Genomic DNA, 26,422 nt, shown 5'->3' with positions numbered 1-26,422 from the left:
CACCGCTCGCCCGGAATCGGTGAGCCCGAGCAGACCGGGTGTGCGCGACCCGGGACACGAAGAGACCCCGACCCTCTCCGGGCCGGGGTCTCTCACTGTGGCGCTCTACTGCGCGGCCACCGACACGTACTTGCGGGTCGGGGTCAGCAGCGTGTTGCTGTCGTCGAACTCGAGGATGCCGTACGAGCCGACGCTGGGTTCACCGGCGGCATTGAACGCCAGGTTCCCGGTCTTGCCGACGTAGGCGATCGTCTTGCCGCTCTTCAGCAGATCCAGGCACTTCCGGTAGGAGTCGCACTCCTCGTCACCGTTGGTGACGCCGATGATGTTCGCGGCGATGGCACGTCCGTCGGTCGACTTCGCGGCCTCGGCGGCGAGCGCACTCAGAACGGTGGCGTCGTAACTCTCACCGGAGTAGTTGTAGTCGATCAGGTCCGGATCGAGTTCCTTGAGCGCGGATTGGAACTCACCGCTGGTCTGGGTGAGCGGCGTGGTGCCCTTCATGCCCTTGAGCAGGCCGTCGCCCACGGCCTCGCCGAGTGCGTTGCCCATGTTGCCGTCTACGCCGTAGACGAGCTTGCCGTCGCTCGGGCCGATGCCGACCTCGTGCATGCGGGTGATGATCTTGGCGCTCTCCTCGAAGCCGATCACCGCGATCCCGTCCGGGTTGAAGTTCTTCACCTGATCGACCTCGGCGTTGAACGACTGGGCGTTCGGGTCGTAGATGATCTTCTGGATCTGGTCGGCCGGGATGCCCGCGGCCTCGAGGTCCTTGACGGTGTTGTCGGCCAGGCCCGTTCCGTACGGGTCGTTGAGCGCGAGGATGGACACACGCTGCACGCCGTCCTCGGCCATGGTCTGCGAGAGCGCCTGCGCCTGCAGCACATCGGCCGGCGCGGTGCGGAAGTACTGGCCCTTGTCCTGGTAGCAGGTGAACTCGTCGGAGGTGTTGGCCGGCGAGAACATGACGACGCCCGCGTTGGCGATCTTGTCGATGACCTTCAGCGACACCGACGACGACGCGGCGCCGATGATCACCTGGACACCGCCGCTGAGCTCGCGGTCCACGGTGGCGTTCGCGGTGTCGGTGGTGGTGTCGCCGGAGTCACCCGTGATCAGCTCGACCTTCTTTTCGAGGACGCCGCCCGCGTCGTTGATGTCCTTGATCGCGAGGTTCACGCCCGCGACCATCGGCGGACCCAGGAACGCGAGGGAGCCGGTCTCGGGGAGCAGCGTTCCGATCTTCAGCGGCGCGGTGCTCACGGGGCCGGGGGTGGCCTTCGGCGGGTTACATGCAAGCTTCTGTGCGAGACCGAGACCGGGCGGGGCGGGCGTCGATTCGACGGTGACGCTCTCCGACGCCGCCGAGCCTCCGTCCGAACCAGAGTCAGAGCTGCTGCAGCCGGCGACGACGAGCGCGGCCGCCGCCGTCATGACCACTGCCCCGCTCGTCAAAAAGCGAAAGGACATCAATGCTCTCCTTGCGATTCTGTCGTCACGAAGGCGGCGCATCGAGCTGACGCATCCAACCGCACCTCGTGGGAGAAAAGCTAGCGAGATGTTGTTGCCCCCGCGTAAAGAGCGTGAAACTGCTTTGCGCTCAGCGACATTGCGGGAAAGATGTCTCTCCGGGCGTCAGTTGGACCCAAGGGTCTCCACGACCACCTGGGCCACCGCCTTCATCGTGGTGCGGCGGTCCATCGCGGCACGCTGGATCCACTTGAACGCCTCGGGCTCGGACAACCCCTGCTTCTCCATCAGCAGACCCTTGGCGCGTTCGACGAGCTTGCGGGTCTCCAGCCGCTCGTTCATGGTCGCGACCTCGCGCTCGAGTTGCTTGAGCTCGTGATAGCGACTGACAGCCACCTCGATCGCCGGCACGAGGTCGGCCTTGGTGAACGGCTTCACCAGGTAGGCCATCGCCCCCGCGTCGCGCGCCTTCTCGATGAAGTCACGCTGGCTGAACGCCGTGAGCATGACGACCGGCGCGAGTCGCTTCTCGGCGATCTCGGTGGCCGCGTCGATGCCGTCCCGCACGGGCATCTTGATGTCCATGATGACCAGATCGGGCTGCAGCGTCTCGGTCAGCTCCACCGCGACCTGCCCGTTCGGCGCCTCGCCCACGACGTCGTAGCCCTCTTCGCGGAGCATCTCGATCAGATCCATACGGATCAGCGAGTCGTCCTCGGCCACGAGAACGCGGTGTGTCTTGGTGCTCTCACCGGCGGTTGCGGTCGCACTGTCGGTCACCGTCACCATCCCTCCTCCACGACATAGATGTTCCGAAGAGTACCGGTTGGAAGCGCACTCGGCCGATCATCTAGAGTTGGCTCCTGCACGGGCAAACCCGCGCACCGGCCCCCGTAGCCCAATTGGCAGAGGCAACGGATTCAAAACCCGTCCAGTGTGAGTTCGAGTCTCACCGGGGGCACAGCATCTGTGCTGGTCAGGACAGATTACCGCGGAGTCGGCAGGTCCGCAGGGCGCCCGATCGAACCGCATCCACCGGTGTGCACGACCTCTTCACGATGCGCACTCGCCCGGGTCGGTGGTCCCGGTCACGCGGTCACGACCGCGCCGTCGGACGTCGCATACGGCCTACCGCCGGAACAGCTTGTTCCCCAGCCACACGATCGGGTCGTACTTGCGGTCGACGACCCGCTCCTTCATCGGGATGAGCGCGTTGTCGGTGATCTTGATGTTCTCCGGGCACACCTCGGTGCAGCACTTGGTGATGTTGCAGTAGCCCAGGCCGTGCTCGTTCTGCGCCGTGTCGCGGCGTTCGGCGACGTCGAGCGGGTGCATGTCCAGCTCGGCGATCCGCATCAGATGGCGGGGGCCTGCGAACGCCTGCTTGTTCTCCTCGTGGTCGCGGATCACGTGACAGGTGTTCTGGCACAGGAAGCATTCGATGCACTTACGGAACTCCTGCGACCGCTGGACGTCGACCTGTTTCATCCGGTACTCCCCCGGCTTCAGGTCGGGAGGGGGCATGAACGCCTGGATCTCGCGGGCCTTCTCGTAGTTGAACGACACGTCGGTGACGAGGTCGCGGATCACCGGGAACGTGCGCATCGGGGTCACCGTGATGACCTCGTCCTCGGCAAACGTCGACATCCGGGTCATGCACATCAGCCGCGGCCGGCCGTTGACCTCCGCCGAACACGATCCGCATTTGCCCGCCTTGCAGTTCCAGCGCACCGCCAGGTCGGGTGCCTGGGTGGCCTGGAGTCGGTGGATGATGTCGAGCACCACCTCGCCCTCGTTGACGAGCACCGTGTAGTCCTCGAGCCCTCCGCCGCCGTCGTCGCCGCGCCAGACCCGGAACCTCGCGTCGTAACCCATGTCAATTCGCCTCCCTGGCCGGTGCGTCGGGATGGCCGGCGATCTCGGCGGGCGTGTAGTACTTCTCGATCTCGGAGTAGTCGAACAGTTCCAGCAGATCCGGCCGCATCGGGACCTGTTCCTCCTTGACGACGCCGACCTCCGGCACCGGGGAGTCGTCACTCGTGTCGGCGGTGCACACCAGCAGGGTGTTGCGCCAGTTCGGGTCCATCGAGGGATGATCGTCGCGGGTGTGCCCACCCCTGCTCTCGGTGCGCAAGAGCGCCGCCTTGGCGACACATTCGCTGACCAGCAGCATGTTCCGCAGGTCGATGGCGAGGTGCCAGCCCGGGTTGAACTGCCGGTGCCCCTCGACCTGCATGTCGCCCAGCCGCTCCCGGAGCTCGGCGAGCCCCTCGATCGCCTGGCGGATCTCGTGTTCCTTCCGGATGATGCCGACCAGGTCGTTCATCGTCTGCTGCAGCTCCATGTGCAGGGTGTATGGGTTCTCGGGCTTGCCGTGGGCAGGCGGATCGAACGGCGACAGCGCGTGGCGTGCCGCGCGTTCGATGTCGTCCTGGGAGATCCGCGGCCGGGCGTCGAGCGACTCGACGTACGATGCCGCGCCGAGTCCGGCCCGTCGGCCGAACACCAGCAGATCCGACAACGAGTTGCCGCCCAACCGGTTCGAGCCGTGCATTCCGCCCGAACACTCTCCTGCGGCGAACAGGCCGGGCACCCGCGACGCGGCGGTGTCGGGGTCGACCTCGATGCCGCCCATCACGTAGTGGCAGGTCGGCCCGACCTCCATGGGCTCCTTGGTGATGTCCACGTCGGCGAGCTCTTTGAACTGATGGTGCATCGAGGGCAGCCGCCGGATGATCTCCTCCGCCGGCAGCCGTGACGCGATGTCGAGATACACGCCGCCGTGTTCGGTGCCCCGACCGGCCTTGACCTCCTCGTTGATCGCGCGGGCCACCTCGTCACGCGGCAGTAGATCCGGTGTGCGACGGGCGGAGTCGTTGTCCGCCAGCCACCGGTCGGCCTCTTCCTCGGTCTCGGCATACTGGCCCTTGAACACCGGCGGGATGTAGTCGAACATGAACCGCTTGCCATCGGTGTTCTTCAGGACACCGCCGTCGCCGCGCACGCCCTCGGTGACGAGGATGCCCTTCACGCTGGGCGGCCAGACCATCCCGGTCGGGTGGAACTGGATGAACTCCATGTTGATCAGGCTCGCCCCGGCCCGCAACGCGAGTGCGTGGCCGTCGCCGGTGTACTCCCAGGAGTTGGACGTGACCTTGAACGACTTGCCGATCCCGCCGGTCGCGATGACGACCGCCGGCGCTTCGAAGACGACGAAGCGTCCCGATTCCCGCCAGTAGCCGAACGCCCCGGCGATCCGGTCGCCGTCCTTGAGCAGTTCGGTGATGGTGCACTCGGCGAACACCTTGATCCGCGCCTCGTAGTCACCGGTCTGCGCGTGATCCTCCTGCTGCAACGACACGATCTTCTGCTGCATCGTCCGGATCAACTCGAGGCCGGTGCGGTCACCGACGTGCGCGAGGCGCGGGTAGGTGTGACCCCCGAAGTTGCGCTGGGCGATCCGACCATCCGGCGTCCGGTCGAAGAGCGCGCCGTAGGTCTCGAGTTCCCACACCCGGTCGGGAGCCTCCTTGGCGTGCAGTTCGGCCATGCGCCAGTTGTTGAGGAACTTGCCGCCGCGCATGGTGTCCTTGAAATGGGTCTGCCAGTTGTCCTTCTCGTTGGCATTGCCCATCGACGCGGCGCACCCGCCCTCGGCCATCACGGTGTGCGCCTTGCCGAACAGAGACTTGCACACCACCGCAACCGAATAGCCCTTCTCCCTGGCCTCGATGACCGCCCGGAGCCCGGCCCCTCCCGCACCGATCACAACGACGTCGTAGTGGTAGCGTTCCGGTTCGGTCATCTGGCGGCGGCTCCCTCGTTCGGTCTTGCTCGGTCAGATCGGTCGCGACAGGGTCCGGACATCAGGTCGGCATCGGATCAACCCACGAACCTCAGGTCGGGGATGGTGCCGCCGGCCACCAGCATGATGTAGAAGTCGGTGAGGACCAGTGTTCCCAGAGTGATCCATGCGTACTGCATGTGCCTGGTGTTGAGCCTGGACACCTGCGTCCAGATCCAGTAGCGGACAGGGTGTTTCGAGAAGTGCTTCAGTCGGCCTCCGGTGACGTGCCGGCATGAGTGACAGGACAGGGTGTAGACCCAGAGCAGTATCACGTTGCCCACGAGGATCACGTTGCCCAATCCGATACCGAACCCGTTCTCCCCGTCGAAAGCGGCCACGGCGTCATAGGTGTTGATCACCGAGATGACCACCGCGGCGTAGAAGAAGTAGCGGTGCGAATTCTGGATGATCAGCGGGAGCCGCGTCTCACCCGTGTAGCGGCCGTGCGGCTCGGCGACGGCGCACGCCGGAGGCGAGAGCCAGATCGAGCGGTAGTAGGCCTTGCGGTAGTAGTAGCAGGTCAGACGGAACCCCAGGAGGAACGGAAGGGAGAGGAACGCGAGCGGGACCCACATCGGCAGTTCCGGGAACGGGGTGCCGAAGTGGCCGGCCCCCTCGACGCACGACTTGCTCAGGCACGGCGAGTAGAACGGCGTCAGGTAGTTGTACTCCGCGACGTAGTAGGCGCTCCTCACGAAAGAGCGCACCGTCGCGTAGACGACGAAGATCCCCAGACCGAGAACGGTCAGCAGCGGCGACAGCCACCATCTGTCCGTCCTCAGGGTCCGCGCCGCCAGCCGCGCCCGTCCCGGGGAGAAGACCCCGAGTGAATCCCGCTCGGCCGCGGGCGAGCTCACTTGGTCCGCTCACGCGAATGGAAGCCCAGCCCTTCATCTTGCGCGCCGAGCCACGCGGACTCGTCGGACTTGCTGTCCGGGACGTAGATGACGTCGTCCTTCTTGTGAGCCGCCTCCGTCCTGGGCTGCGGGTGCGAGTGTTCGAAGTCATGGAGGTCGATGTCGAGGCGATCGACGTCGTTGAACATCCGGCGGACGCTGTCGATGTCGCCGTAGTGATGTTTGAGGGTGACGAGCTGATGGCGCAGTGCCTGGATACTGTGATGGAGTGCGTTGACCTCGGCCGGTATCATGACCATCCCTCCGATTCCTATGTGATGTTCACCACAGTACCGGCCGGGTCGGTCTGGTCAACGGTTTTCCGGCGAAGTGTCGCCGCCCGGGCGAGGCGGCTGCGAGGGGCGTCCGCCCCGCGGTCCGGGGGAGCGACGCCTGCGCGAGTGAGCGGCGGTCGAACTAGACCGATTCCCGGATCACCCCGAAGTGGCGGACCGTCCCGGACAGGCGCGGCAACTCCTTCGCCGCCGACCACGAGAACAGGTCGGGGCTGTCGCTGTAGAAGTACCGCTTCTGCTTGTATGCGTCGAAGTACATGCGCCACTTGCCGTTCGGGAGCCTCGCGAGCGCCATGCCCTCGACGAAGCGTCCGAAGTCGCGGATCGGGACGAACCGGTAGGGGCCGGTGAGCGACCGCGCGACCGCATGTTCGATGGTCTTCTTCGTCTCGTTCTTGGTGAACGCGTGATAGGTCGCCCCGACCTTCACGACGGTGGTGTCGATGTGGTCGGCGCCGATGCTGAGGATCGGGACCGGCGGGCTCCAGAGCCGCAGGCCGGGGTCGAGCGCGGTCATCACGTAGGGGACGAAACCGCCGCCGGTGGACATCGACAGGATGATGTTCACACGTCCCCCCTCGACGAAGAACTCCGGCGCCCAGGCCTTGGTGGTGAACGGCGACAACGACGGCCCGTCGCTCGAACCGGCCGACCCGAACGACAACGACCCCGCAGACGAGCCGAATACACCCCTGCCGTCGCCGGTCCCGGGCAGGAAGGCGCAGCACAGCGGCACCGGATAGTTGTGCGTGAAGGTCCAGTTCACACGGTCACGGCTGCGCGCGAACCCGATCGTGTTCTGGCCCGTCGTGTAGGTGACGTGGTACCAACCGTCCGCGCTGCGGAAGATGCTCGGGTCACGCACCACGCCCGACGGCGGACGGAACGCCGACAACCGCACCGGACGGAACGTGGCGCCGTCGTCGGACTGGTAGACGTCCATGTGCCGCGCGCTGGTGTTGGAGAACCCGACCATCGTGTAGCGGAAGCCCGCGGCGGCGCCCGGGCCCGGTGCGGCGACGAGCAGACCCGCTGCCGCGAGCACCGCGACCACGAGCACACCCGGGTGGAGACGAGAGCGGTTACGACGAGCGCTGATTCGCTGGATCAACACCATGCGAGCCAGTATCGGCGAAATCCGTCGCGATCGGCGATCGTTTCCGGAAGTACTCCACACGCGTCCGCGCCCACCGGTCCGATGATCGGATCGAGCCGCTCCAGATCGTTCGCGCCTCGGCCGGACCCGGGGCACCCGCTCCGACCGTCGGGACACGACCGGCGCCCCAAACCGGGTCCCGGTGCCCTCCAGGCTCCCGGAACACGATCGGCACCGTCGCGGTGCGACCGACGAGGCCGCGTGGTCGTCCGACCTCGCCGACCTCGCCTACGTCGCCGTCGTCAGGCGCCGGTCTGGCCCGCGGCCGGCGCCCCGGTGGCCGACGACATGGCGTTCTTCCGCGCTCCGACACCGAACAGCACCAGCCCGACGGCCACCCAGGTGGCCAGCGTCAGGCCGGCGGTCAGGCCGCCCGCGCCGTGGAAGTAGGCGGCCGCGCGGACCAGCGTGCCGTCCGCACCCGGCGGCAGGATCTGACCGACGACGGCGGCCCAGGACGGCAGCCACGCGGCGGTCGCGGCGATGCCGGCGAACGGGTTGCCCAGGAACATCATCACCATCGCGCCGAGGGTGAATCCCTTGGCGCCGAACACGCTCTGCAGGCCGGCCAGGGGAAAGGCCAGCGCCGCGATGCCGAGCGCGATCGACCCGGCGACGGCCCAGAACAGCGTCGACCACAGTCCGGCGTCGATGCTGCCGAACGCGAAGACGAGCATGCACGCGACGATGAGGCCCCCGACGAGCGAGAAACCGACCAGTCCGGCCAGGTACCAGCCCTCGCGGCGCGGGAAGATCTTCCGGAACGCGACAACGGGCACGATGCCGCCGAAGACGAGCGGGAACGCCAGGCCGCCGATGCCGATACCGGTCGGATCGCCCTTCGGCAGCGGCACGATGTCGTCGACGTTCACCTCGCGGCCGGCCATCTTGCCGATGGCCTGCGCGGACGCGGCGAGGTTGCCGCTGATCGTCGCCGACCCCGCGCCGGCGACGAGCGCGTTCACGTGCACGTCGTCGACCACGAAACCGCCGACCACGTCGCGGTTCTCGATCGCCGTGCGCAGCGCGGCCTCGGATTCGTAGACCTCCGGGTCATAGCCGTCGGGGTCGACCGCGGCCAGCGACTGCTCGAACGAGGTGACCGCCGACGGTGTTCCGACGATTCCCACGCGCAGGTCGTGCGCGCCGCTCTTGAGCGACGGGAGGATGAAGACCATCAGCAGCAGGACCAGGATCACGCCGAGCCCGACGGTCAGGCCCAGCAGCATCACCGCCGGGTGGGCCGGCCGCCGTGCACCCGCCTCGGCGCCGGTCTCCGACGCTCCGTTGTCCGCAGTGCTCTCCACCGCCGTCACCGACACACCGCCGTCATCGACTCTCCCCTATCCAGAAGTGGATGCTTTTTCTCCACTTATTTGTGGAGGATGATCCTCCGGTTAGACTGGACATGTCAAGTCGGCCGTGATCGACGGATCACCACGACCGATGACGAGACGAGAGGACGGGGCATGCGAGCCGACGCGGCACGACGACGCGAGGCGATTGTGCGAGAGGCACGCCGACTGTTCGCTGCCCACGGCGGCGGCGTGGCGCTCGAGGCCGTCGCCGAGGCCGCAGGAGTGGGCATCGCGACCCTCTACCGCAACTTCGAGTCGCGGCATGCCCTGGCCGACGAGGTGGCGCAGGTGATCCTCGACGACATCGGTCGCGCCGCCGACGAGGCAGCGGGTTGCATCACCGACTCCCCCGACGCCGCGTGGACGGCATTCGTCCACCGCCTCGTCGAGCTCGACCTGGGCGCGCTGTCGGCCGCGCTGGCCGAATACGTGACCGCGGGCGTGCGGGAAACGCAGGCGCTCACGCTCGAACGCGTCGAGGACCTGCTCGACGCGGCAAAGGACGCCGGCCTGGTCCGGTCCGACCTACGGGCCCTCGAACTGATCGTCGGCATCGGGTTGATCACCCGACCGCAACCGGAGCCGGTCAGCGCGGCCACGCCGGATCTCGTTCCGCGACTGGTGTCGATCCTGCTCGCGGGGATGCGGCCCTAGAACGACCCCACGAGACGCCGGCTGGGACATCGGCGCGGCCGATCCATCCAGTCGTCCGATCAAACCAATGGTTTTCGAGTTCGCCCGCGACGCATTCCGGCCGGTGCGACAATCACAGCGCCCGAAGCCCGACATACCTCGCAGTCGTGGATGACGGACCTTCGGACGTGATGTCCCCTTCACCCGACGACTGGAGTCACGCTGATGAAGCGTTTCCGCATTTTCGGTATCACCCTTCTCGCCATCGCGGTTCTCACGATCTCGTTCGGGACCGCACACGGAACCCCGGGCCCGGCAACCCCATCCCATCTGTCGACCGTCGCCCCGGACGGCACGACCATCTCGTCCGTCCTGCGCCACGCCACATTCGTGTCCGCAGGCGATCAACTCCTCGTGGTGGACAGCAACGGCCGCACCATCGAGCGCGTGCCGCTCCAGCTCCCGCTCAACGGGGTCATGGTGCCCCTGCGCGCCCAGGTCAGCGGCGACCACACGCGGGCCACATTCACGCCTCTCCTCACGCCCGAGCTGCAGGCCGCGATCGCAGCCGGCGTGCATCCGGCGTCGACGAAGAAGGATCAGGCCTTCGAGAAGATGGTCTGGCACATCAACAACGGCTGGAATCGCGGCGGCAACGTCACCACGGCGATCGGCGCGCTGGCCGGCCTCGTCATCGGCTGTGTCGTGATCGTCGGATGCATCTGGGGCGCCGGCGTCGGCGCGGCCATAGGTGCGGCCATCGGCATCAGCCAGGGCGATCCCGCGACCGCCCAGTCGATCATCAACTGGATCAACACACCGTGACGAAAGGGTAGATCCCTGCGGCCGGACGTGATGCCCCCACCGCATCCGGTTCTCACAGAAGATCCCTCGCGCCCTCCCCCGACAGAAAAGCGCGAGGGATCTTCTTTTCGGCAGTGTAGTTTACAAAACCCTCCTATTGTCTAGACAACATACATTGTCACTGTTACTGTCCAGTGCGACCAGTCACATCGACCACGAGAAGGGGCGTGCATGACATCCGCATCGCTCGACCCAGGCCCCGGGGCCGCACCCGTCGAGGGATGCGTGATCGGGGTGACCCTCTCGTGAAACACCAGCCCTGCGACCGCCGGCACGTTCGGGTGCCGCGCCGCGGTGACGGTCCGGCGGTGGTCATCGTCGGAACCGGAGTCGCGGGCATCACCGCGGCGGAAACCCTTCGCGCCAACGGATTCGACGGCACGATCACCTTGTTCGGCGACGAACCGCACCTTCCCTATCGCCGGACCGCGCTGAGCAAGGGCATCCTCGACGGCGATCTGTCCGACGACCGAATCCGGCTGCGTCCCTCCGGCTATTGGGATGAGCTCGGAATACAGATCATCCCGTCCACGCGCGTCGTCGCCGTCGAACCCCGCGCGAGGCTGATCCGGCTCGACGACGAGTTCGAACTCGGTTACCACGCATTGCTTCTCGCGACCGGCGGCAGGGCACGGCAACTGTCGACCGGGACAGGTGACCTGTTGACGCTGCGCACCCGCGCCGACGTCGACCGCATCCGCCGCGAGACCGCGTCTCGCCCGGTCGTGATCGTCGGCGGCGGTCTCCTCGGACTCGAGGTCGCGGCGGCGCTCGCGAATGCGCCGACCGCCGGCGGCCTGGACATCACGGTCGTCGAGGAGGCCCCGACCCTGATGCCCCGCGTGGTCCCGGCCGAGTTCGGCGAGGCGATCGCGGTACTGCATCGCGACCGCGGCATTCGAATCCTCACCGGGACGTCGGTTGCCTCGGCGACCCCCGACGCCGCGACACTGAGCGACGGAACCCGGCTCGAGGGCGCCGTGATCGCCGCCGTCGGCATGGAGCCCGACGTCGACCTCGCGATCGGCGCCGGCCTGGCGGTCGGCCCCGCAGGCATCCTCGTCGACGGTCAGCTGCGCACGTCGGAGCCGGGGATCTATGCGGCCGGCGACGTGGCCGCGCGTGCCCACCCGCTCACCGGTGCACCGATGCGGGCAGAGCAGTGGCTCACCGCCACCGAACACGGACGACTCGCGGCCATGACCATCGCCGCGGATCTGGGCACCCCGATCCCCGCGCCCGCTCCTATCCCGCGGGTCCCCCTGGCGTGGTCGATGCAATTCAGCGCCAACATCCAGATGGTGGGCTGGCCCGACCTCGCCAACGGGTTCACCATGGAGGTCCACACCGCCGACGGGTCGGGTACCTGTGCGGACGGGTTCGCGGCCACCGTACGCTGTTTCGACGACGACCGTCTCGTCGGTGCGGTCTGCCTGGGCCGCTCCGGCACGGGCCGGGCGTTGCGCGCGGAGATCGAGGCCACGTTGGAGTCCGTTTCGGCCGCCTGATCCCGCGCGTCAGACGACGTGTAGGAGAACAGCGGTCGGGGGACTGGCGGGGCGACATGAAGACTCGGAACTACGCCCAGGAGAGCAAGGCACTCCTCCGCAACTCGCTGCTGGACGGCCTGCACGACCTGCTCACGGAGCGCGACTGGTCGCAGATCCGCATGTCCGACGTCGCCGCCGCGACCGGGGTCAGCCGGCAAACCGTGTACAACGAGTTCGGCTCCCGATACGGACTCGCCCAGGGTTATGCAGTGCGTCTGGCGAGTCGCTTCGCCGGCCACGTCGCCGATTCCCTGTGCACACACGTCGACGACGTGACCGGAGCGCTGCGCACAGCCTTCAGCGAATACTTCACCGGGGTGGCCACCGACCCGCTGATCGCCTCCCTGCTGTCCGGAGAGGCGAAGCCGGACCTGATGAAACTGATCACCACCGACGCCGGGCCCGTGATCGCCGTCGCCAGTGACCGCCTGATCCAGGCGTTCCGGGAATCCACCTGGCTGAGGATGGGCGACGACGACATCGAACGCATCTCCCGGGCGATCACCCGTATGGCCCTGAGCTACGTGGCCATTCCGCCGGAGGGTGACCGTGACGTGGCCGCCGACCTCGCAGAGATCGTCGCGCCGGCGATCGAGACGGCGCGCAACCGACGCTGACGGCCACCGTCACCACGCACACCTCGTCCGATCCCCCGGTCCCATCTCCCACAGGATCGCGCTCGCGATGCGAGAACCGCGTACTCCTACGCGGTTCGGGGACGAATGTCGTTGCCGGTCAATCAAGTCACCCGGCCTCCGAACGCCGCTGCCCCGCCGCGGGCGGTGCCGTACCGCGCAACCAACTGTGCTGAAACGCTGCTGCACTCACCGATACCGTTCCCGCTCACCGAATCCGCTTGATCGAGCGGTAACGGATCAGGTGAGCGGGCCGGCGCTCATCCGCGGCGCGACCGGCCACCGGCGCGTCGGAGCACGCTGCGATAGAACCGCTCGAGTGGCGGGGTCCGGGCGTCCTCGGGGTCGACGAGCTCGTTCTCGGCGATGATCGAGTCCTCGTCCTCGATCACCTCGCGGTCGAAGAGCTCGAGCGTTCGGCCCGGGGTGCGGAGCGCGTCGACGGCGGCGACCAGCGAACCACGTTCACGTACAGCCTCGTCCACCTCGTCCCCGGTCACGCCGAGATGCTCGGACAACAGGCGGGTACGGAATCCGGTGATCGCCTCGCGCAACTCGGCATCGGCCGGATCGTCGGCGCGTGGCTCCGCCCTGTCGGCCTCGATCGCGATGTCGCACTCGCTGTCGAAGCCCAGCGATCGATTGTTGAGATTCGACGACCCGATGCGCAGCAGGATGTCGTCGACGACGAGCACCTTCGCGTGGACGTAGATCGGGTCGCCGTCCGCGGTCACCGGGTAGTAGGCCCGGAATCGGTCGTGGACGTCGGCGCGCCAGAGCATCTTCAGGAGTGTGTGACGCGCCCCGTCCATGGCGAGACGTTCCACCGGGCTGTCGGAGTGACGCGGGAGCACGAGCACGATCTCCGGACCGTCGTCCTCGCCGAGGCGAGCAGCCAGAGCATCGGCGATCTCCCGGGCCGCGAGGTACTGGCTCTCGATGTAGATGGTGTGGCGCGCGGCAGCGAAGGCCGCCAGGTAGAGCTTCCGGATCTCCTCGGTCTGCGGGCGGTCGCCGTAGTGCGGGATGGTGCGGGCGACGCCCACGTCGCAGGAGGTGAAGGTCGGCTCGAGGCCCTCCGGCCAGATGTCGGGCCCCGCGGTGTCGACGAGCGGGGCCAGACGCTCACCGGTGGCCGCCTCCCACCGATCTTGGGCCACCGTGGCGACGACCCGGGCGGCGTCGCCGTCGAGCGCGAGGGTCACGTCATGCCAGGGACCGTGCGGCTCCCCGTCGGGACCGCGACGGAACTCGTTGTGCGACAGGTGTTCCGAGGTGTCCCAACGGTCGACGGTCATGTCGATGCCGCCGCAGAACGCGAACTGGTCGTCGATGACCGCGATCTTCTGGTGGTGCGCGGCGGAGGCGGGATGGGCGGAGTCGATCCGGTAGTGCAACCGGCGCCCGGTCAGCAGGTCCTGCACGAAGGGCGGCGCGACGCCGCGCAACATGCCGGTGAACGCGCCGACGCTCCAGCGCAGAACGTAGATCTCCAATCCGGGCCGGTTGTCCACCAGCCACTTGAGAAAGTCCCCGAGTTCGTCGGGCACATCGCCCTCCGGCGAGCGCGGGTCGAGCCGGATACGGGTGTCGACGTCCCAACCGATCAACACCGCACGGCGCCTGGCCTGCAACAGCGCAGACCTCGCGTGCACGAAGTAGTCGGCGGCGTCGACGACGCACGCCACCCGGCCGGCCGTCGCGATCTCGCGGCACGTCTCGCCGGCACGCAGGATCGGCGCGTGCCCCGTCTGATCCACCATTGTCTCTCTCCACCCTCCCCGGCTCGGCCATTGTGCCAACCATCCGCGGGCTCGTCCGCGCCAACGGCGGGATTCGGCGTGGCCCCGTACACGGACGGTTTCCCTACACTCGGCGGGGTGAGACCCGAACGCGACGCCGCGACCCGCACCGGTGACGATCCCGCGACCGGAACCGATTCGCGTCCCCGACGACGTCACCGGCCGTTCGTCCTGACGGCGGTGGTCGTCGTGATGCTGGTCCTCGGGGTGGGGTGATCGCCTGGCGCTCGGTGCCCGAACGGTGGCTTCCGTGGGATACGGCAGGGTTCCCGCCGGTCGACGCGTCGCAGCTGTCACCGACGCAACACCGCATCGTCGAGCTGCTTCGCGCCGAGCACACCGCGCAGCGGCCGGGCGCGTTCTACTCCGAGGGCGCCGACGAGCCCTGGTGCGCGAACTTCGTCAGCTGGATCATGCGGGAGGCCGGGGTGCCGTTCCGCAATCCCCACTCCGGCCACTGGCGCATCTCGGGTGTATTCACGCTGCAGGAGTACTTCGAGGACTCCGGTCGGTTCGAGCCGGTCGGTGACCACGCACCCCGCGTCGGGGACGTCGTGCTCTACGACCGGTCGTCGGCACCGGGACAGCACACGAACATCGTGGTCGCGGTCGACGGAGACGAGGCGATCACGGTCGGGGGCAACGAGATGAGGAGGATCCGGGTGCACACACTGGACTGGGACTCCGACGGGGGCATCCTCGGGTTCGGGCGGCTCGAGGACTCCGGAGCGGCCCGATGACCCCGGCATACGCATCGCGACCGCCGCGGTACCTCAGGCCGGCGCTGGCCGTCGCGCGCCACTACACCGATGCGGCACACCGCGCGTCGCAGCAACCGTTCGACCAGTCGCTGAACCTGCTTCCCCACACCGAGTCGGGACGACGCCACGGCTGGAGCCACTACGGCCTCATGCTCCCTGACCTGCCCGGGCCGCACCGCTATCTGAGCCTGATGGTGATGAGCGGGATGACCGGGCTGCAGGCCTTCGACTTCCCGCACGAGGCGACACCCGACGACCCGCAGGACATCATCGTCGCGTCGGCGTCGAGCGGTGCCGACAACGCCTACGCGCGCCGCGTGATGTCGATCGACCGGGACGGACGGTTCGCGCCCGACCTCGCCGAGTTCGGTTCCCTTGCGCGCATCACGGGGACGCATCCGGATTTCGAGATCCGGCTGCATGCCGGCGACCTCGACGCGCGGGTGTCGATGACGTGTCGACCCGAGACGACGTGGTTCGTGAGATCGCCGGTGTGGCGACACATCGGGCACGTGGGACGCTACGAGGGCGAGGTCGTGCATCAGGGTGTGACGACGAAGATCTCGGGCGTCGGCAACCTCGAGTACGCACGCAGTGTGAGCCCGTACGTGGTGCTGCGGCGCGCCTCGCGCAGACAACTCCCGCTGCAGTGGTTCAGCTATCACGTGGTCGACGTGCCGGGTGAGCGCCAGATCCTGTTCACCCAGCTGGGGGCGTTCGGGGCGATCGTGGAGACCAACGTGATCCTCCGTTCGATGGACGGCACCCCCGACCGCAAGCTCCACGGCGGCCATCATCGGATCCTCGAGACCGACGACGACCCGGTGGTCGACGCCTACGGGAACGAACGTCACCTGCCGCGGGTGTTCGAATTCGGTTGCGCGGGGATGTCCGTCGTCGGCACCTATGATTGTCCGCAGCGGTTCGCCATCGGCCGCGGCTACATCTCGGGGTACAGCGCGCAGGTGCGCCTCGACGGGGAGGAGTTCACCACCCGGGGCTACTCCGAGCACATCGACGAACGCGTGCCGCCGCACACGAGTCCGGGACGCCGGGTCGCACCGATACGGTGAGTGCATGAGCTTCACCGGTTTCCCCGAAGCTGCCCTCGACTTCTACGACGACCTCGAGATCGACAACTCGAAGTACTTCTGGGAGCAGCACAAAGAGACCTACACGACGGCGGTCGCCGAGCCGATGACCGCGCTCACCGAGGAACTCGCCGACGAGTTCGGGCCGGCCAAGTTGTTCCGCCCGTACCGGGACGTACGGTTCTCCAAGGACAAGACGCCGTACAAGACCCATCAGGGCGCCTTCGTCCAGGTGGCCCCCGCCACGGGCTACTACATCCAGATCGGGGCGCCCGGCGTCCGTGTCGCGGTCGGTTTCTACGATGCCACCTCGGAACGGCTCGCCGCGATCCGTCGCGCCGTCGACGACGACCGGCACGGTCCCGAGCTGGTGCGGATCGTGCGCAAGCTCACCCGGGCGGGCTGGGAGCTCGACGGCGAACGCCTCAAGACGTCCCCTCGCGGCTACGACATCGACCATCCGCGTATCGAACTCCTGCGACACAAGACGCTGTCGGTCGGCAAGGACTACGGGTTCGACGAGGTCATCCACTCCCCTGCGCTCGTCGACCGGGTCCGCAAGGACTGGCGATCGGCCAAGCCGCTCATCGACTGGATCACCACGCACGGCGTTGTTTGACCCCGACCCCGGGCGCCGTCCGCCCCGGTGAACCGCGCCACCGATCGGCGCCGGCCTGCGCGTCGGCGGAGGCCGTGACATCCTTTCCCGGTGCGTGTCCCATCTCGCGACGCCCCGCGGGTGATGTGTAGGAGCCGACGATGACCGATCACATCCACTACGGCCACGTCTTCCACCTGTCCGGAAGCCCCCTGATCACCGAGGCAGACGACGCCCTCGTGTCGATCCCTGACGGTGCACTGGTGGTGGGCGACGACGGCCGCATCGTGTATTGCGGCGAACGGTCCGGCGTCCCAACGGAATTCGCATCGGCCGAACAGCACGAGCATCCCGGCGGATTCCTGCTGCCCGGCTTCGTCGACACGCACATCCACTTCCCGCAGACCTTCGCCGGCGCCTCGTACGGCGGCGGTCAACTCCTCGAGTGGCTCGACCGCTGCATCTTCCCGGCGGAGGCGCGCCTCGCCGACCCGGGGTTTGCGCGCACGGCGGCCGTCGAGTTCACGCGCCGGCGCATCGCCGCCGGCACCACGGCGATGATGGCCTTCGGTTCCGCGTTCCCCGCCGCGCAGGACGCGTTGTTCGAGGAGACGCTGAGTGCCGGACTGCGCATCGTGTCCGGCCGGGGCATCCAGACCGTCGGCGACGAATCCGCCCGGCCGCTGCTCACCTCCGAGGAGGAGGCCATCCGGCTCACGCGGGAGGAGATCGAGAAGTGGCATGCCGCCGACACCGGCGACCCGGCCACCGCGCTCGTCCACGTGGCGATCGTGCCCCGCTTCTCGCTGTCGGTCACCGCCGAGACCCTCCGCAACCTCGGCGAACTCTACGACGAGTACCGCGATCGGGGTGTGTACGTGCACACACATCTCAACGAGAACAACCGGCCGGGCACCGGCGAGATCGACATCACGAAGAAGCTCTACCGCTGCGACTCGTACCTCGACACCTACGACGGCAGGTTCCTGCCGTGGTCGGAGGTCGGCGGCAAGAGCCTGCTCGGGCGACGCACGATCCTGGCGCATGCGGTGCACTGCCAGGACGCCGAGCTCGCGCGGATGGCCGAGACCGGCACCTCGATCGCGCACTGCCCCATTTCGCAGCTGTTCCTGGGCTCGGGCACGATGCCGTGGAAGCGGACCGTCGCGTCGGGCGTGAACATCGCGGCCGGCACCGACGTCGGCGGAGGCGACGAGTGGCTGATCCCGCGGGTGCTGGGTGACGCGTTCAAGCAGCACATCTCCGAGCCCGGTGACGCGGGTGTCTCCATGCATCCGGCGGAGATGCTGTTCCTCGGCACACTCGGCGGCGCCCGCGCCCTCGACATGGAGGATCGGTTCGGCAATCTCGACGCCGGGAAGGAGGCCGATTTCGTCGTCATCGAGCCCGACGCCCCGCTCGCCGCCGTGTTGGCGAACGCGGTCCGCTCCGACGACCCGCTCCTCGCGCGCGATCAGACGTTGTTCACGTTGCTCATGGGTATCCGGGAATCGTCGATCGCCGAGGTCTACGTGCAGGGACGGCGGATCACCGCTCCCTGACCGGGGCGACTCGCCACCCGCCGGGTACGGTGCGGCAGCTCGGGGCTGACCTCAGGCGATGACCTCAGGCGATGACACCGTCCACGTAGACCCATTGTCCGCGGTACTTGGTGAACCGGCTGCGCTCGTGCAGCGAACCCTTCTCCGATCCGATGCGGTAGTGGGCGGTGAAGGTGACCTCGCCGTCGGTGTCGAACGGCGTGCCGCCGCTGGTCGACTCCACATCGAGGCGGTACCAGCGCATCTCGTCGTCGAGTGCCAGATCGGCGGGACGGGTGCGAGGGTGCCAGCTGCGCAGCACATGGTCACGGTCCCCGACCGCGAACGCGGTGAACCGTGAGCGCATCAACGCCTCCGCGGTCGGGGCGGGGCGAGTGCCGTCGAGGACCGGGCCGCAGCACTCACCGAACTGCAGGCCGGACAGGCACGGACATCTCGCGGCAGGGTCGCGGTTTGCCGATTCGAGGTTCATCCACCGCATCTTAGGGGTAGACAGAGACGAGGTCATCCACGGCCCGGCCCCGTCGACCGCATCGCCGACGGGCCGGGTCCGCACCGATGCGACGAAGGGAGAAACCTTGTCCGACAACGTCTATCGGGTCATCGAGGTGGTCGGATCGTCGACGTCCGGCACCGACGACGCGATCCGCAACGCGATCGCGCGTGCTTCGCAGACGGTCAACCACCTCGACTGGTTCGAGGTCACCGAGACCCGCGGCCACATCGAGGACGGCCAGATCGCCCACTTCCAGGTAACGCTGAAGGTGGGCTTCAAGATCGAATCGCCGTCCTGATCACTTCCGGCGTGCCGCAGACCCGGTGAGGAACCCGCCGATCTCGCGCGCCACCGCTTCCGGGTCGTCGAGCATGGACAGCACCGCGGCCCCACGGATACCCACGTAGCGACCATGCGGCAGGAGCCCGGCGAGCCGGGGTCCGTGTTCGGGCGGCATGACCCGGTTGTCGGGTGACCACAGCACCAGCGCGTCACCCTCGAAACCCCTGAGCGCCTCGGTCTTCCGGATGAGATCGGCGTCGTCCAGCACCGACTTCGCGTACTTGACGAGGTCACGCCGGATACGTGCGTCGGCGAGCACCGGTTCGGTCCACGCGCGCATCCGCCGATCCAGGCGCGGATCACCGGGGCGCGTCACCATCCACCCCCACAGCATCGGCAGTCTCCGTAACCGGGCGATCCGCAACTGGCGCGCCGCGAGCGAGACACCGCCGGGAATCCTCACGGCGAGGGTCGCCATCTTCCCGGGCAGGCCGGGCGGGAAGTTCTCGAACGCCTCACACGGCAGGATGACCAGTCGGGCCACCCGCCGGTCCCGGCCGAGCGCGGTGAGGAACAGCCCGCCACCCCAGTCGGAGTGGACGAGAGTCACGTCGTCGAGGTCGAGGACGTCGAGGAGGTCCGCGACCAGTCCGGCCATGCCGTCCAGCGTCAAATCGGCGCTCTCGCGCATCGGGATGCGGTGCGACCCGAGCGGCAGCACCGGACGGATATAGCGAAAGCCCTTCGGCAGCAACGGGATGACGTCGTCCCACACGGTGTGGTCCATGAGCAGGCCGTGGAGCAGGACGACCGGCGGACCGGAACCCTCGTCGACGTATTCGAGAGCGCCGGCCGGGACCTCGACACGGCTGGGCTTCGTCTCGGTTCGTTCGGCGTGATCCCGGGTCCTGTTGTCGACCATGGCGCCCTCCCCTACTGGAACGACTGCTCTAGAACATTCACTCTAGAACAACTGCTCTAGAATGACCAGGGTGAAGACCGAGGAACGCATCGTGGTCGGCATGATCGAGCTGCTGCGGCGCCAGGGCTACGCCGCGACCGGGATGAAGCAGATCGTCGAGGCCGGCCGAGCGCCGGTCGGTTCGATCTATCACCACTTCCCCGGCGGGAAGCGCGACGTCGCGGCGGCCGCCCTGCGACAGTCCGGCCAGGCCTACGCCGAGCTCATCACGATGCTGCTCGCGCCGTTCGATGACCCGGCGGCAGGGGTCGAGTCGGCCTTCGCCACGGCCGCGGAGACGATCGAGGAGGGCGGGTGGCTCAACATGTGCCCGGTGTCCACGGTCGCCGGGGAGATCGCCGACGCCGAGCCCGCACTGCGCGAGGTTGCCGACGAGGTGATGACGTCGTGGATCGATGCCGGAACGGCACTCTTCGTCGAGCGGGGAATCGACGAGTCCGACGCCAGGTCACTGACGTTCGCACTCGTCTCCGCCCTCGAGGGCGCGTTCGTCCTGGCCCGGACGACGCGTTCGCCGGAGCCGATCCTGGCCGCGGGCCGGGCGATGGGCGCCTACGCGCGGTCGCTGGCGAACACCTCGGTCACCGGTTCCGAGGACTCGACGACGAATCCGTCAGAGAAGCGCCAGGTACCGGGGTAGCGCATCGGGCACGACCAGCGACTGCAGCGCGAACCGCAACTGCGCCGACACGTAGCGGTCCAGGTCATATTCCGGCGCGAAATGCCAGTGCTTGAGCGCCCATCCGTGCGCCAGCATCATCAGGTCGAACACGACGAGGTCGGCATCGACCTCGACCATCAGTCCGGCCTCCACACCCGCGGCCACCGCCTCGCGCATCGGCGCCGAGGTCTCTACCTCGAGTTCCTTGATCCGGTCCCGCCCGGCGGCGTCGAGGGTTCGGCTCTCCCGGTAGGTCAGGACCACCGCGTCGCGATTCTCGTCGACGATCGTCGCGTACTGGCGGAAGCCGGCGATCAACCGTTCGACGGGGTCGTCGCCGGCCCGGTCCATGGCCGGCTGCAGCTGGTCGCGGAAGGCCTCGAGAATGTCCACGATGGCGGCGAGCAGGATCTCCTCCTTGCCGCCGAAATACTTGTAGAACAGACCGACGCTGACCTGCGCCTCCTCGGCGAGCGCCTGCATCGACATCTGATGAAAACCGGTGCGCTCCATGACCTTCACCGCGGCATCGAGGAGCTGACGACGTCGCGTGGAGACGCGCGCGGCGCGCACCGCCTCCTCGACGGCGAGGTCGGCATCGGACCGCGCCGTGGCCGGTTTCGCCATCGCCGTCCCCTTTCGTCACCGGACCCGCCGAACCCTGGCCGTGCGGCCACCCGCGGGTGAATCGCTGTTCACACACAGTACAAGCCGCAGCCGGTCATCTATATACCAAGATCCTTGGCGATGATCGTCTTCATGATCTCGGTGGTGCCGCCGTAGATCGTCTGGATCCGGGCGTCGACGAACGCCCGGGCCACCGGGTACTCGCGCATGTAGCCGTACCCGCCGTGCAGCTGAAGACACCGGTCGGCGGTGCGAACCTGCAGCTCGGTGGCCCACCACTTCAGTTTCGCGGCGCGCGCCGGGGTGAGCTCGCCCGCGACGTGAGCGGCGATGCAGTCGTCGAGGAAGGTGCGGGCGACGTCGAGTTCGGTGGCGAGCTCGGCGGCGATGAACTGGGTGTTCTGGAACGATGAGATCGCCGAGCCGAAGGCGGTGCGCTCGCGGATGTGGTCGAGGGTCCGCGCGAATGTCCCCTCCGCCGCGGCGACCGCACCGATCGCCAGGGACAGCCTCTCCTGCGGGAGGTTGCGCACCAGCTGGTAGAATCCCTCCCCCTCCTCGCCGAGCCGGTTGGCCACCGGCACTCGCATCTCCTCGAAGCCCAGCTCGCTCGTGTCCTGCGCATGCAGGCCGATCTTGTCGAGTTTGCGGCCGCGGACGAACCCGGGTGTGTCGGCATCGACGACGAACAGCGTGAGCCCCTTGTGCCTGTCGGGCCCGGTGCGCGTGGCGACGACGAACAGGTCGCCGTTGCGCCCGTTGGAGATGAACGTCTTCGAGCCGTTGATGACGTAGTGGTCGCCGTCGCGGACGGCCGAGGTACGAATACCGGTGAGGTCGCTGCCGGCGCCGGGTTCGGTCATCGCGATGCCGAGCACGGTGTCGCCGGTGACCACGCCCGGCAGCCAGCGAGATCTCTGCTCGTCGGTGGTCAGGTCGGTGAGGTACGGCAGCACCACGTCGTTCTGCAGCGAGAAGGCGATCGCCTCGGCGGCGGCGCCGGTCCGCGCGACCTCGTCGATGACGATGGCGTTGTAGCGGAAATCGTCGACCCCGGGACCGCCGAACTCCTCGGGCACCTCGAAGCCGAGCAGGCCGTTCTTGCCCGCCTCGACGAACAGTGCACGGTCCCACTGGCCTGCGGCCTCCCAGTCGGTGTGCGTGGGCGTGATCTGTTCGGCGACGAACCGCCGTACGGTATCGCGGAACTGCTTGTGCTCGAGGTCGTGGGTGAGCGAGGACATGGGGGGTTCCCTTCTGTCTCAGGGGCCGACGTGGGTGGTTGCCGGAACCCGGAAGGCCCCTTCGGCCATCTCCCGCGCCGCGGCTTCGGTCGCCTTGTAGTGCAGCTTCTTTCCGGTCGCCGACACGGGCAGCGAATCGACGATGCGGTACGCGCGTGGGCGTTTGAACGTCGACAGCATCGGGTGGGCGCGGCAGTACGCATCGAGGTCCTCGGCTGTCGGCGGCTCGCCGTCCGGGACGATGTAGGCGACCACGAGGCTTCCCCATCGATCGTCGGGAACCCCTACGACCAGCGAATCGGCCACGGCCGGATGACCGTTCAGCGCCTCCTCCACCTGGACGGGATGGACGTTCTCGCCGCCGGAGATCAGCATGTCGTCCTTGCGTCCGACGATCGTGACGTACTCGTCGGCGTCCCAGGTCGCGAGGTCCCCGATGTACAACCAGCTGCCGTTGTACTTCGCCTTCTCCTGCTGTGGCGAGTCATGATAGGCGGCAGCGCATTTCGGCGAGCGGATGATGACCTCACCGACCTCCTCGCCGTCACGGGCCACGACGTCGTCGGGATCGGCGAGCCGGCCGTCCTCGCGCACGCGGACCACGCGCACCTCGTCGTCGATACAGGCACGTCCGGCGGTTCCGGCGTGGTCGGGCAGGTCGCCGGGCCGCAGAAAGGTGTTCCAGAACCCCTCGGTGCTGCCGTACCCGTTGTAGATGCGGGGAGTGAGCACCTCCTGATACCGCAGCGCCGCTTCGCGTTCGAGCGGGGCGCCCATGGTGACGATGCCGCGCAGGCTCGACAGGTCCCGCGGATTCGCCGACTGAGCGGCGGCCAGCATCGCGAGGTTGGTCGGGGCCCCGATGAGGAAGGTGAGCCGGTACTTCTCGACCCAGTCCAGGGTGAGCGCGGGATCGAAGGTCCGCATCGGGACCACCGACGATCCCAGGTAGAAGGACGGATTCGGGCCCGCGCAGTAGAGACCGCCGCGGTGGAACCACGGGGTCATGTTGAGGGTGCGGTCGTCCGGGGCCAGCGGGAAGTGCATGATCACGTCGTGCGCCGAGAAGATCTCGATGGCCGAGTTCATGGGCACCGCCTTCGGCATGCCGGTGGTGCCCGAGGTGTACAGCCGGGTGGTCTCGTCGAAGATCGTCCTCGTGACCTCCGGCGGGTTCCCGTCCGCGACGGGCAGGTCGGCAAAGCGGATCGAGGCCGCGCCGTCGCCCTGGGCGAGGTCGCCGTCACCCACGCCCACCAGCAGTTCCGGCGTGTGGCCGGCGAGCCGAACCGCCTCGGTGACCATCGGGGTGAAGGCGGTGTCGTAGATGTAGACCTTCGGCGTGCTGATGTCGAGGATGACGGCGCTCTCCCCCGCCGCGAGCCGGAAGTTCATCGGCGATCCGACCGCTCCGGCGGCCTGGGTGGCGAGGTAGAGCCGGGCGAACTCCGGCCCGTTCATCAGCTGGTAGGCGACGACGTCGCCCGGGCTGACGCCGCGGGCGGCGAGACCTGCGGCGAGGGCGTCGACGTCACGGCCGAGCTCGGCATAGGTCCACTGCCGGTCGGTGGTCGGGTCGATCATCGCGACGACGCCGGCGTAGCGGGTGACGTTACGCCGGAAGCCGTTGAGATAGGTGAACTCGTGCTCGAAGAATCTGCGGTACGCGTGGGCGTCGTATGCGTGGGTCATGTGAGTTCCCTGAGGTTCGAGAGTTACCGGGATGGGGCCGGTCACCCGGCCATGGTGAGTCCGCCGCTGACGCTGAGCACCTGACCGGTGATGAACGACGCCGCGGGCGAGGCGAAGAACAGCACGGGGGCGGCGACCTCTTCTGGTGTGGCGAGGCGCCGGAACGGGATCGCTTTGACGAGAGCCTCTTTCAGCTTGTCGGGCTGGGCCTGGAACAGGGGTGTGTCGGTGGGTCCCGGGCAGACGGCGTTTACCGTGATCCGATGGCGCGCCATCTCACGGGCCAGCGACTTGGAGAGCGCGATGACGCCGCCCTTGGCGCCGGCGTAGATGGTCTCGCCGGCCGAGCCGACGCGACCTGCGTCGGAGGCGAGGTTGATGACGCGACCACCCTGCCAATCGTCGTTCTTCGACGCCTCCACCATGCCCGGCAGGAATGCACTGGCCATGTGCACCGGTCCGAGGTAGTTGATCGCGACGACCTTCTCGGCGAATTCGGCGGTGGCTTCGAGGAACCGGTCGGTGCGATCCCAACCGGCGGCGTTGACGAGGATGTCCGGGACCCCGACCTCGGCGCCGACGGCGTCGCGCAGCTCGTCGACCGTGGCGCGATCGGCGACGTCGACGGCCATCGGGATGATCGACGGGGACTGTTCCGCGGTGCGCTTGGCGGCATCGAGGTCGAGGTCGGCGGCGACGACGGTGGTGCCCTGCGTGGCGAAGCCGAGGGCGATGGCCTTGCCGATACCGGAACCGGCGCCGGTCACGACGGCGATGTGCTTGTCGGTCATGGGTTTTTCCTCAGCGGGTTCCGGGGCGCTCAGGCGCCGACGTACTGGTTGAACTGCGGGGCGCGCTTCTCGGCGAAGGCGTTGGCACCCTCGAGGCCCTCGGGGGAATGGGTGAACAGGTCGAGCGCGCTCATCGCCAGGTTGGACAGTCCCGCCTGGTGGTCGGTGTCGGCATTGAAGCTCTGCTTGAGGAAACGCAGCGCGGTGGGCGACTTCTCGGCGATCTCGGCGGCCACCTTCTTGGCCTCGTCGAGGAGGTCGGCGGCGGGGACGACCCAGTTGACCAGACCCCACCGTTCGGCGGTCGCGGCATCGTACTGGCGGCACAGGAACCAGATCTCGCGGGCTCGCTTCTCCCCGACCACGCGGGCGAGGTAGGCCGAGCCGAACCCGGCGTCGAAAGAGCCGACCTTGGGACCGGACTGGCCGAAACGTGCCGTGTCGGCGGCGATGGTGAGGTCACACAGGACGTGCAGGACGTGTCCGCCGCCGATGGCGAGGCCGTTGACGGCGGCGATGACCGGCTTGGGGATGTCGCGGATCGTCTTGTGCAGGTTGCCGATCTCGAACATGCCGCTCTCGCTCGGACCGTAGTCGCCGGTCTCGGCACGCTGCTTCACGTCACCGCCGGTGCAGAACGCCTTGTCGCCGGCCCCGGTGAGGATGACGGCCTGTACCCCGTTGTCGGCCCAGGCACGACGGAACGCGTGGATCATCTCCTCCACGGTCTTGGCCCGAAAGGCGTTGTACCGGTGAGGTCGGTTCATCGTGATGATCGCGGTGTGGCCCTCGACGGTGTAGTCGATGTCTTCGTAGTCCATCCTGCGCACTCCTCTGGGTGGATCGGGTCTGGGTGGATCGGGACTGGGTGACCGGGCATGCCGAGTGCCGTGCCGTGCGATGCCAGACGCGGTCCGCCGACCGGCTCGGCCGTGAACACACCCGGCGCATGATGCTGAACGGACGACATACCCGCAGGTGAATCGCGGTCGCAGCGCCCGGAGCGGCGCGTTGTGAATAATGCGTTCGGTACGAGTGAACGTACATTCATCGCCTCCGATGTGTCAAGGGTCACTCCCCGGAAGGTTCTGAAGAGGGTTCGGCGCAGGGTTCGGAGCAGGAGCGGAC

Annotated in this window: 25 protein-coding genes, 1 tRNA gene and 1 pseudogene; 11 read left to right on the top strand and 16 right to left on the bottom strand. The window is 67.8% G+C overall.

Annotated elements, in window-relative coordinates:
• Nucleotides 1-105: 105 nt before the first annotated feature.
• Both ABFT43_RS19285 and ABFT43_RS19280 read right to left on the bottom strand, forming a co-directional pair.
• Entirely contained in the window at nucleotides 106-1,470 is a 1,365-nt protein-coding gene (locus tag ABFT43_RS19285; RefSeq protein WP_347961903.1) for an ABC transporter substrate-binding protein, read from the bottom strand.
• Between the two features lie 165 nt (nucleotides 1,471-1,635).
• Entirely contained in the window at nucleotides 1,636-2,259 is a 624-nt protein-coding gene (locus tag ABFT43_RS19280) for an ANTAR domain-containing response regulator (protein WP_347961902.1), read from the bottom strand.
• A 98-nt stretch (nucleotides 2,260-2,357) separates the two neighbouring features.
• Here ABFT43_RS19280 and ABFT43_RS19275 point away from each other — a divergent pair.
• A tRNA-Leu gene (locus ABFT43_RS19275) sits at nucleotides 2,358-2,431 on the top strand.
• A 167-nt stretch (nucleotides 2,432-2,598) separates the two neighbouring features.
• Here the strand turns inward: ABFT43_RS19275 and ABFT43_RS19270 are convergent.
• The 6 genes from ABFT43_RS19270 to ABFT43_RS19245 all read right to left on the bottom strand — a co-directional run bounded on the left by ABFT43_RS19270 (nucleotide 2,599) and on the right by ABFT43_RS19245 (nucleotide 8,972).
• Nucleotides 2,599-3,345: a succinate dehydrogenase/fumarate reductase iron-sulfur subunit gene (locus tag ABFT43_RS19270; RefSeq protein ID WP_347961901.1), complete on the bottom strand. Its 747-nt coding sequence runs from the start codon at nucleotides 3,343-3,345 to the stop codon at nucleotides 2,599-2,601.
• Nucleotide 3,346: 1 nt separating this feature from the next.
• A complete protein-coding gene (locus tag ABFT43_RS19265; RefSeq protein ID WP_347961900.1) occupies nucleotides 3,347-5,275 on the bottom strand; it encodes a fumarate reductase/succinate dehydrogenase flavoprotein subunit in 1,929 nt (642 codons plus the stop codon).
• A gap of 77 nt (nucleotides 5,276-5,352) precedes the next feature.
• Entirely contained in the window at nucleotides 5,353-6,174 is an 822-nt protein-coding gene (locus ABFT43_RS19260; RefSeq protein ID WP_347961899.1) for a hypothetical protein, read from the bottom strand.
• Nucleotides 6,171-6,467, bottom strand: coding sequence for a hypothetical protein (locus ABFT43_RS19255; protein WP_347961934.1), 297 nt, complete (start codon nucleotides 6,465-6,467; stop codon nucleotides 6,171-6,173). Before ABFT43_RS19255 ends, ABFT43_RS19260 begins: the two co-directional genes overlap by 4 nt.
• Before the next feature lie 163 nt (nucleotides 6,468-6,630).
• Complete coding sequence (locus tag ABFT43_RS19250; protein ID WP_347961898.1) at nucleotides 6,631-7,626, bottom strand: glycoside hydrolase family protein; 996 nt, start codon at nucleotides 7,624-7,626, stop codon at nucleotides 6,631-6,633.
• A gap of 281 nt (nucleotides 7,627-7,907) precedes the next feature.
• Complete coding sequence (locus tag ABFT43_RS19245; protein ID WP_347961897.1) at nucleotides 7,908-8,972, bottom strand: ABC transporter permease; 1,065 nt, start codon at nucleotides 8,970-8,972, stop codon at nucleotides 7,908-7,910.
• A gap of 162 nt (nucleotides 8,973-9,134) precedes the next feature.
• On the opposite strand from ABFT43_RS19245, the gene ABFT43_RS19240 reads away from it, so the two are divergent.
• The 4 genes from ABFT43_RS19240 to ABFT43_RS19225 all read left to right on the top strand — a co-directional run bounded on the left by ABFT43_RS19240 (nucleotide 9,135) and on the right by ABFT43_RS19225 (nucleotide 12,687).
• Nucleotides 9,135-9,677 (top strand): SbtR family transcriptional regulator, encoded by a 543-nt coding sequence (locus ABFT43_RS19240; protein ID WP_347961896.1) that lies wholly within the window; start codon nucleotides 9,135-9,137, stop codon nucleotides 9,675-9,677.
• A gap of 204 nt (nucleotides 9,678-9,881) precedes the next feature.
• A complete protein-coding gene (locus tag ABFT43_RS19235) occupies nucleotides 9,882-10,481 on the top strand; it encodes a hypothetical protein (RefSeq protein ID WP_347961895.1) in 600 nt (199 codons plus the stop codon).
• 284 nt (nucleotides 10,482-10,765) lie between these two features.
• Nucleotides 10,766-12,028 (top strand): NAD(P)/FAD-dependent oxidoreductase, encoded by a 1,263-nt coding sequence (locus ABFT43_RS19230; RefSeq protein ID WP_347961894.1) that lies wholly within the window; start codon nucleotides 10,766-10,768, stop codon nucleotides 12,026-12,028.
• 56 nt (nucleotides 12,029-12,084) lie between these two features.
• The gene (locus tag ABFT43_RS19225) at nucleotides 12,085-12,687 is read left to right on the top strand and encodes a TetR family transcriptional regulator (RefSeq protein WP_347961893.1); all 603 of its coding nucleotides are present in this window, start codon (nucleotides 12,085-12,087) and stop codon (nucleotides 12,685-12,687) included.
• A 278-nt stretch (nucleotides 12,688-12,965) separates the two neighbouring features.
• Here ABFT43_RS19225 and ABFT43_RS19220 read toward each other — a convergent pair whose 3' ends face one another.
• On the bottom strand, nucleotides 12,966-14,468 hold the full coding sequence (locus ABFT43_RS19220) for a phospholipase D-like domain-containing protein (RefSeq protein ID WP_347961892.1): 1,503 nt from the start codon (nucleotides 14,466-14,468) through the stop codon (nucleotides 12,966-12,968).
• A gap of 231 nt (nucleotides 14,469-14,699) precedes the next feature.
• On the opposite strand from ABFT43_RS19220, the pseudogene ABFT43_RS19215 reads away from it, so the two are divergent.
• The 4 genes and pseudogenes from ABFT43_RS19215 to ABFT43_RS19200 all read left to right on the top strand — a co-directional run bounded on the left by ABFT43_RS19215 (nucleotide 14,700) and on the right by ABFT43_RS19200 (nucleotide 18,519).
• Nucleotides 14,700-15,247, top strand: a pseudogene (locus ABFT43_RS19215) (DUF2272 domain-containing protein).
• Nucleotides 15,244-16,341 carry a DUF6670 family protein gene (locus ABFT43_RS19210; protein ID WP_347961891.1) on the top strand — a complete coding sequence of 366 codons (1,098 nt, stop codon included), beginning with the start codon at nucleotides 15,244-15,246 and terminating at the stop codon, nucleotides 16,339-16,341. The pseudogene ABFT43_RS19215 and the gene ABFT43_RS19210 overlap by 4 nt, the downstream one beginning before the upstream one ends.
• A gap of 4 nt (nucleotides 16,342-16,345) precedes the next feature.
• Nucleotides 16,346-16,978, top strand: a complete 633-nt coding sequence (locus tag ABFT43_RS19205; protein ID WP_347961890.1) for a DUF2461 domain-containing protein — start codon at nucleotides 16,346-16,348, stop codon at nucleotides 16,976-16,978.
• Nucleotides 16,979-17,118: 140 nt separating this feature from the next.
• Complete coding sequence (locus tag ABFT43_RS19200; RefSeq protein WP_347961889.1) at nucleotides 17,119-18,519, top strand: amidohydrolase family protein; 1,401 nt, start codon at nucleotides 17,119-17,121, stop codon at nucleotides 18,517-18,519.
• A gap of 64 nt (nucleotides 18,520-18,583) precedes the next feature.
• On the opposite strand, the gene ABFT43_RS19195 is transcribed toward ABFT43_RS19200, so the two are convergent.
• Nucleotides 18,584-18,991, bottom strand: coding sequence for a YchJ family protein (locus tag ABFT43_RS19195; protein ID WP_347961888.1), 408 nt, complete (start codon nucleotides 18,989-18,991; stop codon nucleotides 18,584-18,586).
• Nucleotides 18,992-19,097: 106 nt separating this feature from the next.
• Here ABFT43_RS19195 and ABFT43_RS19190 point away from each other — a divergent pair, with 106 nt between their 5' ends.
• Nucleotides 19,098-19,313 (top strand): dodecin, encoded by a 216-nt coding sequence (locus ABFT43_RS19190; RefSeq protein ID WP_006899599.1) that lies wholly within the window; start codon nucleotides 19,098-19,100, stop codon nucleotides 19,311-19,313.
• Here the strand turns inward: ABFT43_RS19190 and ABFT43_RS19185 are convergent, their stop codons facing one another.
• The gene (locus ABFT43_RS19185) at nucleotides 19,314-20,219 is read right to left on the bottom strand and encodes an alpha/beta fold hydrolase (RefSeq protein ID WP_347961887.1); all 906 of its coding nucleotides are present in this window, start codon (nucleotides 20,217-20,219) and stop codon (nucleotides 19,314-19,316) included.
• 61 nt (nucleotides 20,220-20,280) lie between these two features.
• On the opposite strand from ABFT43_RS19185, the gene ABFT43_RS19180 reads away from it, so the two are divergent.
• Entirely contained in the window at nucleotides 20,281-20,919 is a 639-nt protein-coding gene (locus ABFT43_RS19180) for a TetR/AcrR family transcriptional regulator (RefSeq protein ID WP_347961886.1), read from the top strand.
• Here the strand turns inward: ABFT43_RS19180 and ABFT43_RS19175 are convergent.
• The 5 genes from ABFT43_RS19175 to ABFT43_RS19155 form a co-directional block, all read right to left on the bottom strand.
• Complete coding sequence (locus ABFT43_RS19175; protein WP_006899595.1) at nucleotides 20,893-21,567, bottom strand: TetR/AcrR family transcriptional regulator; 675 nt, start codon at nucleotides 21,565-21,567, stop codon at nucleotides 20,893-20,895. The two genes, ABFT43_RS19180 and ABFT43_RS19175, sit on opposite strands and share 27 nt — an antisense overlap.
• Nucleotides 21,568-21,665: 98 nt before the next feature.
• Nucleotides 21,666-22,811, bottom strand: coding sequence for an acyl-CoA dehydrogenase family protein (locus ABFT43_RS19170; protein ID WP_347961885.1), 1,146 nt, complete (start codon nucleotides 22,809-22,811; stop codon nucleotides 21,666-21,668).
• Nucleotides 22,812-22,829: 18 nt separating this feature from the next.
• On the bottom strand, nucleotides 22,830-24,503 hold the full coding sequence (locus tag ABFT43_RS19165) for a class I adenylate-forming enzyme family protein (RefSeq protein WP_347961884.1): 1,674 nt from the start codon (nucleotides 24,501-24,503) through the stop codon (nucleotides 22,830-22,832).
• A 41-nt stretch (nucleotides 24,504-24,544) separates the two neighbouring features.
• Nucleotides 24,545-25,294: an SDR family NAD(P)-dependent oxidoreductase gene (locus ABFT43_RS19160; protein WP_347961883.1), complete on the bottom strand. Its 750-nt coding sequence runs from the start codon at nucleotides 25,292-25,294 to the stop codon at nucleotides 24,545-24,547.
• 29 nt (nucleotides 25,295-25,323) lie between these two features.
• Nucleotides 25,324-26,115: an enoyl-CoA hydratase-related protein gene (locus ABFT43_RS19155; RefSeq protein WP_347961882.1), complete on the bottom strand. Its 792-nt coding sequence runs from the start codon at nucleotides 26,113-26,115 to the stop codon at nucleotides 25,324-25,326.
• Nucleotides 26,116-26,422 lie beyond the last annotated feature (307 nt).

The sequence above is a fragment of the Gordonia aurantiaca genome (genome assembly GCF_039939235.1).
Classification (GTDB): domain Bacteria; phylum Actinomycetota; class Actinomycetes; order Mycobacteriales; family Mycobacteriaceae; genus Gordonia.
Note: the sequence above shows the minus strand (reverse complement) of the source record. Positions and strands in the feature narration are given on the sequence as shown.

Excerpts from the sequence above, each read along its gene's own strand:
- ABFT43_RS19210 (WP_347961891.1), top strand. The coding sequence starts at position 15,244 with ATGACCCCGGCATACGCATCGCGACCGCCGCGGTACCTCAGGCCGGCG.
- ABFT43_RS19205 (WP_347961890.1), top strand. The coding sequence starts at position 16,346 with ATGAGCTTCACCGGTTTCCCCGAAGCTGCCCTCGACTTCTACGACGAC.
- ABFT43_RS19200 (WP_347961889.1), top strand. The coding sequence starts at position 17,119 with ATGACCGATCACATCCACTACGGCCACGTCTTCCACCTGTCCGGAAGC.
- ABFT43_RS19255 (WP_347961934.1), bottom strand. The coding sequence starts at position 6,467 with ATGATACCGGCCGAGGTCAACGCACTCCATCACAGTATCCAGGCACTG.
- ABFT43_RS19220 (WP_347961892.1), bottom strand. The coding sequence starts at position 14,468 with ATGGTGGATCAGACGGGGCACGCGCCGATCCTGCGTGCCGGCGAGACG.
- ABFT43_RS19240 (WP_347961896.1), top strand. The coding sequence starts at position 9,135 with ATGCGAGCCGACGCGGCACGACGACGCGAGGCGATTGTGCGAGAGGCA.
- ABFT43_RS19250 (WP_347961898.1), bottom strand. The coding sequence starts at position 7,626 with ATGGTGTTGATCCAGCGAATCAGCGCTCGTCGTAACCGCTCTCGTCTC.
- ABFT43_RS19175 (WP_006899595.1), bottom strand. The coding sequence starts at position 21,567 with ATGGCGAAACCGGCCACGGCGCGGTCCGATGCCGACCTCGCCGTCGAG.
- ABFT43_RS19180 (WP_347961886.1), top strand. The coding sequence starts at position 20,281 with ATGACCAGGGTGAAGACCGAGGAACGCATCGTGGTCGGCATGATCGAG.
- ABFT43_RS19280 (WP_347961902.1), bottom strand. The coding sequence starts at position 2,259 with ATGGTGACGGTGACCGACAGTGCGACCGCAACCGCCGGTGAGAGCACC.
- ABFT43_RS19235 (WP_347961895.1), top strand. The coding sequence starts at position 9,882 with ATGAAGCGTTTCCGCATTTTCGGTATCACCCTTCTCGCCATCGCGGTT.
- ABFT43_RS19225 (WP_347961893.1), top strand. The coding sequence starts at position 12,085 with ATGAAGACTCGGAACTACGCCCAGGAGAGCAAGGCACTCCTCCGCAAC.
- ABFT43_RS19270 (WP_347961901.1), bottom strand. The coding sequence starts at position 3,345 with ATGGGTTACGACGCGAGGTTCCGGGTCTGGCGCGGCGACGACGGCGGC.
- ABFT43_RS19160 (WP_347961883.1), bottom strand. The coding sequence starts at position 25,294 with ATGACCGACAAGCACATCGCCGTCGTGACCGGCGCCGGTTCCGGTATC.
- ABFT43_RS19265 (WP_347961900.1), bottom strand. The coding sequence starts at position 5,275 with ATGACCGAACCGGAACGCTACCACTACGACGTCGTTGTGATCGGTGCG.
- ABFT43_RS19155 (WP_347961882.1), bottom strand. The coding sequence starts at position 26,115 with ATGGACTACGAAGACATCGACTACACCGTCGAGGGCCACACCGCGATC.
- ABFT43_RS19170 (WP_347961885.1), bottom strand. The coding sequence starts at position 22,811 with ATGTCCTCGCTCACCCACGACCTCGAGCACAAGCAGTTCCGCGATACC.
- ABFT43_RS19185 (WP_347961887.1), bottom strand. The coding sequence starts at position 20,219 with ATGGTCGACAACAGGACCCGGGATCACGCCGAACGAACCGAGACGAAG.
- ABFT43_RS19285 (WP_347961903.1), bottom strand. The coding sequence starts at position 1,470 with ATGTCCTTTCGCTTTTTGACGAGCGGGGCAGTGGTCATGACGGCGGCG.
- ABFT43_RS19195 (WP_347961888.1), bottom strand. The coding sequence starts at position 18,991 with ATGAACCTCGAATCGGCAAACCGCGACCCTGCCGCGAGATGTCCGTGC.
- ABFT43_RS19165 (WP_347961884.1), bottom strand. The coding sequence starts at position 24,503 with ATGACCCACGCATACGACGCCCACGCGTACCGCAGATTCTTCGAGCAC.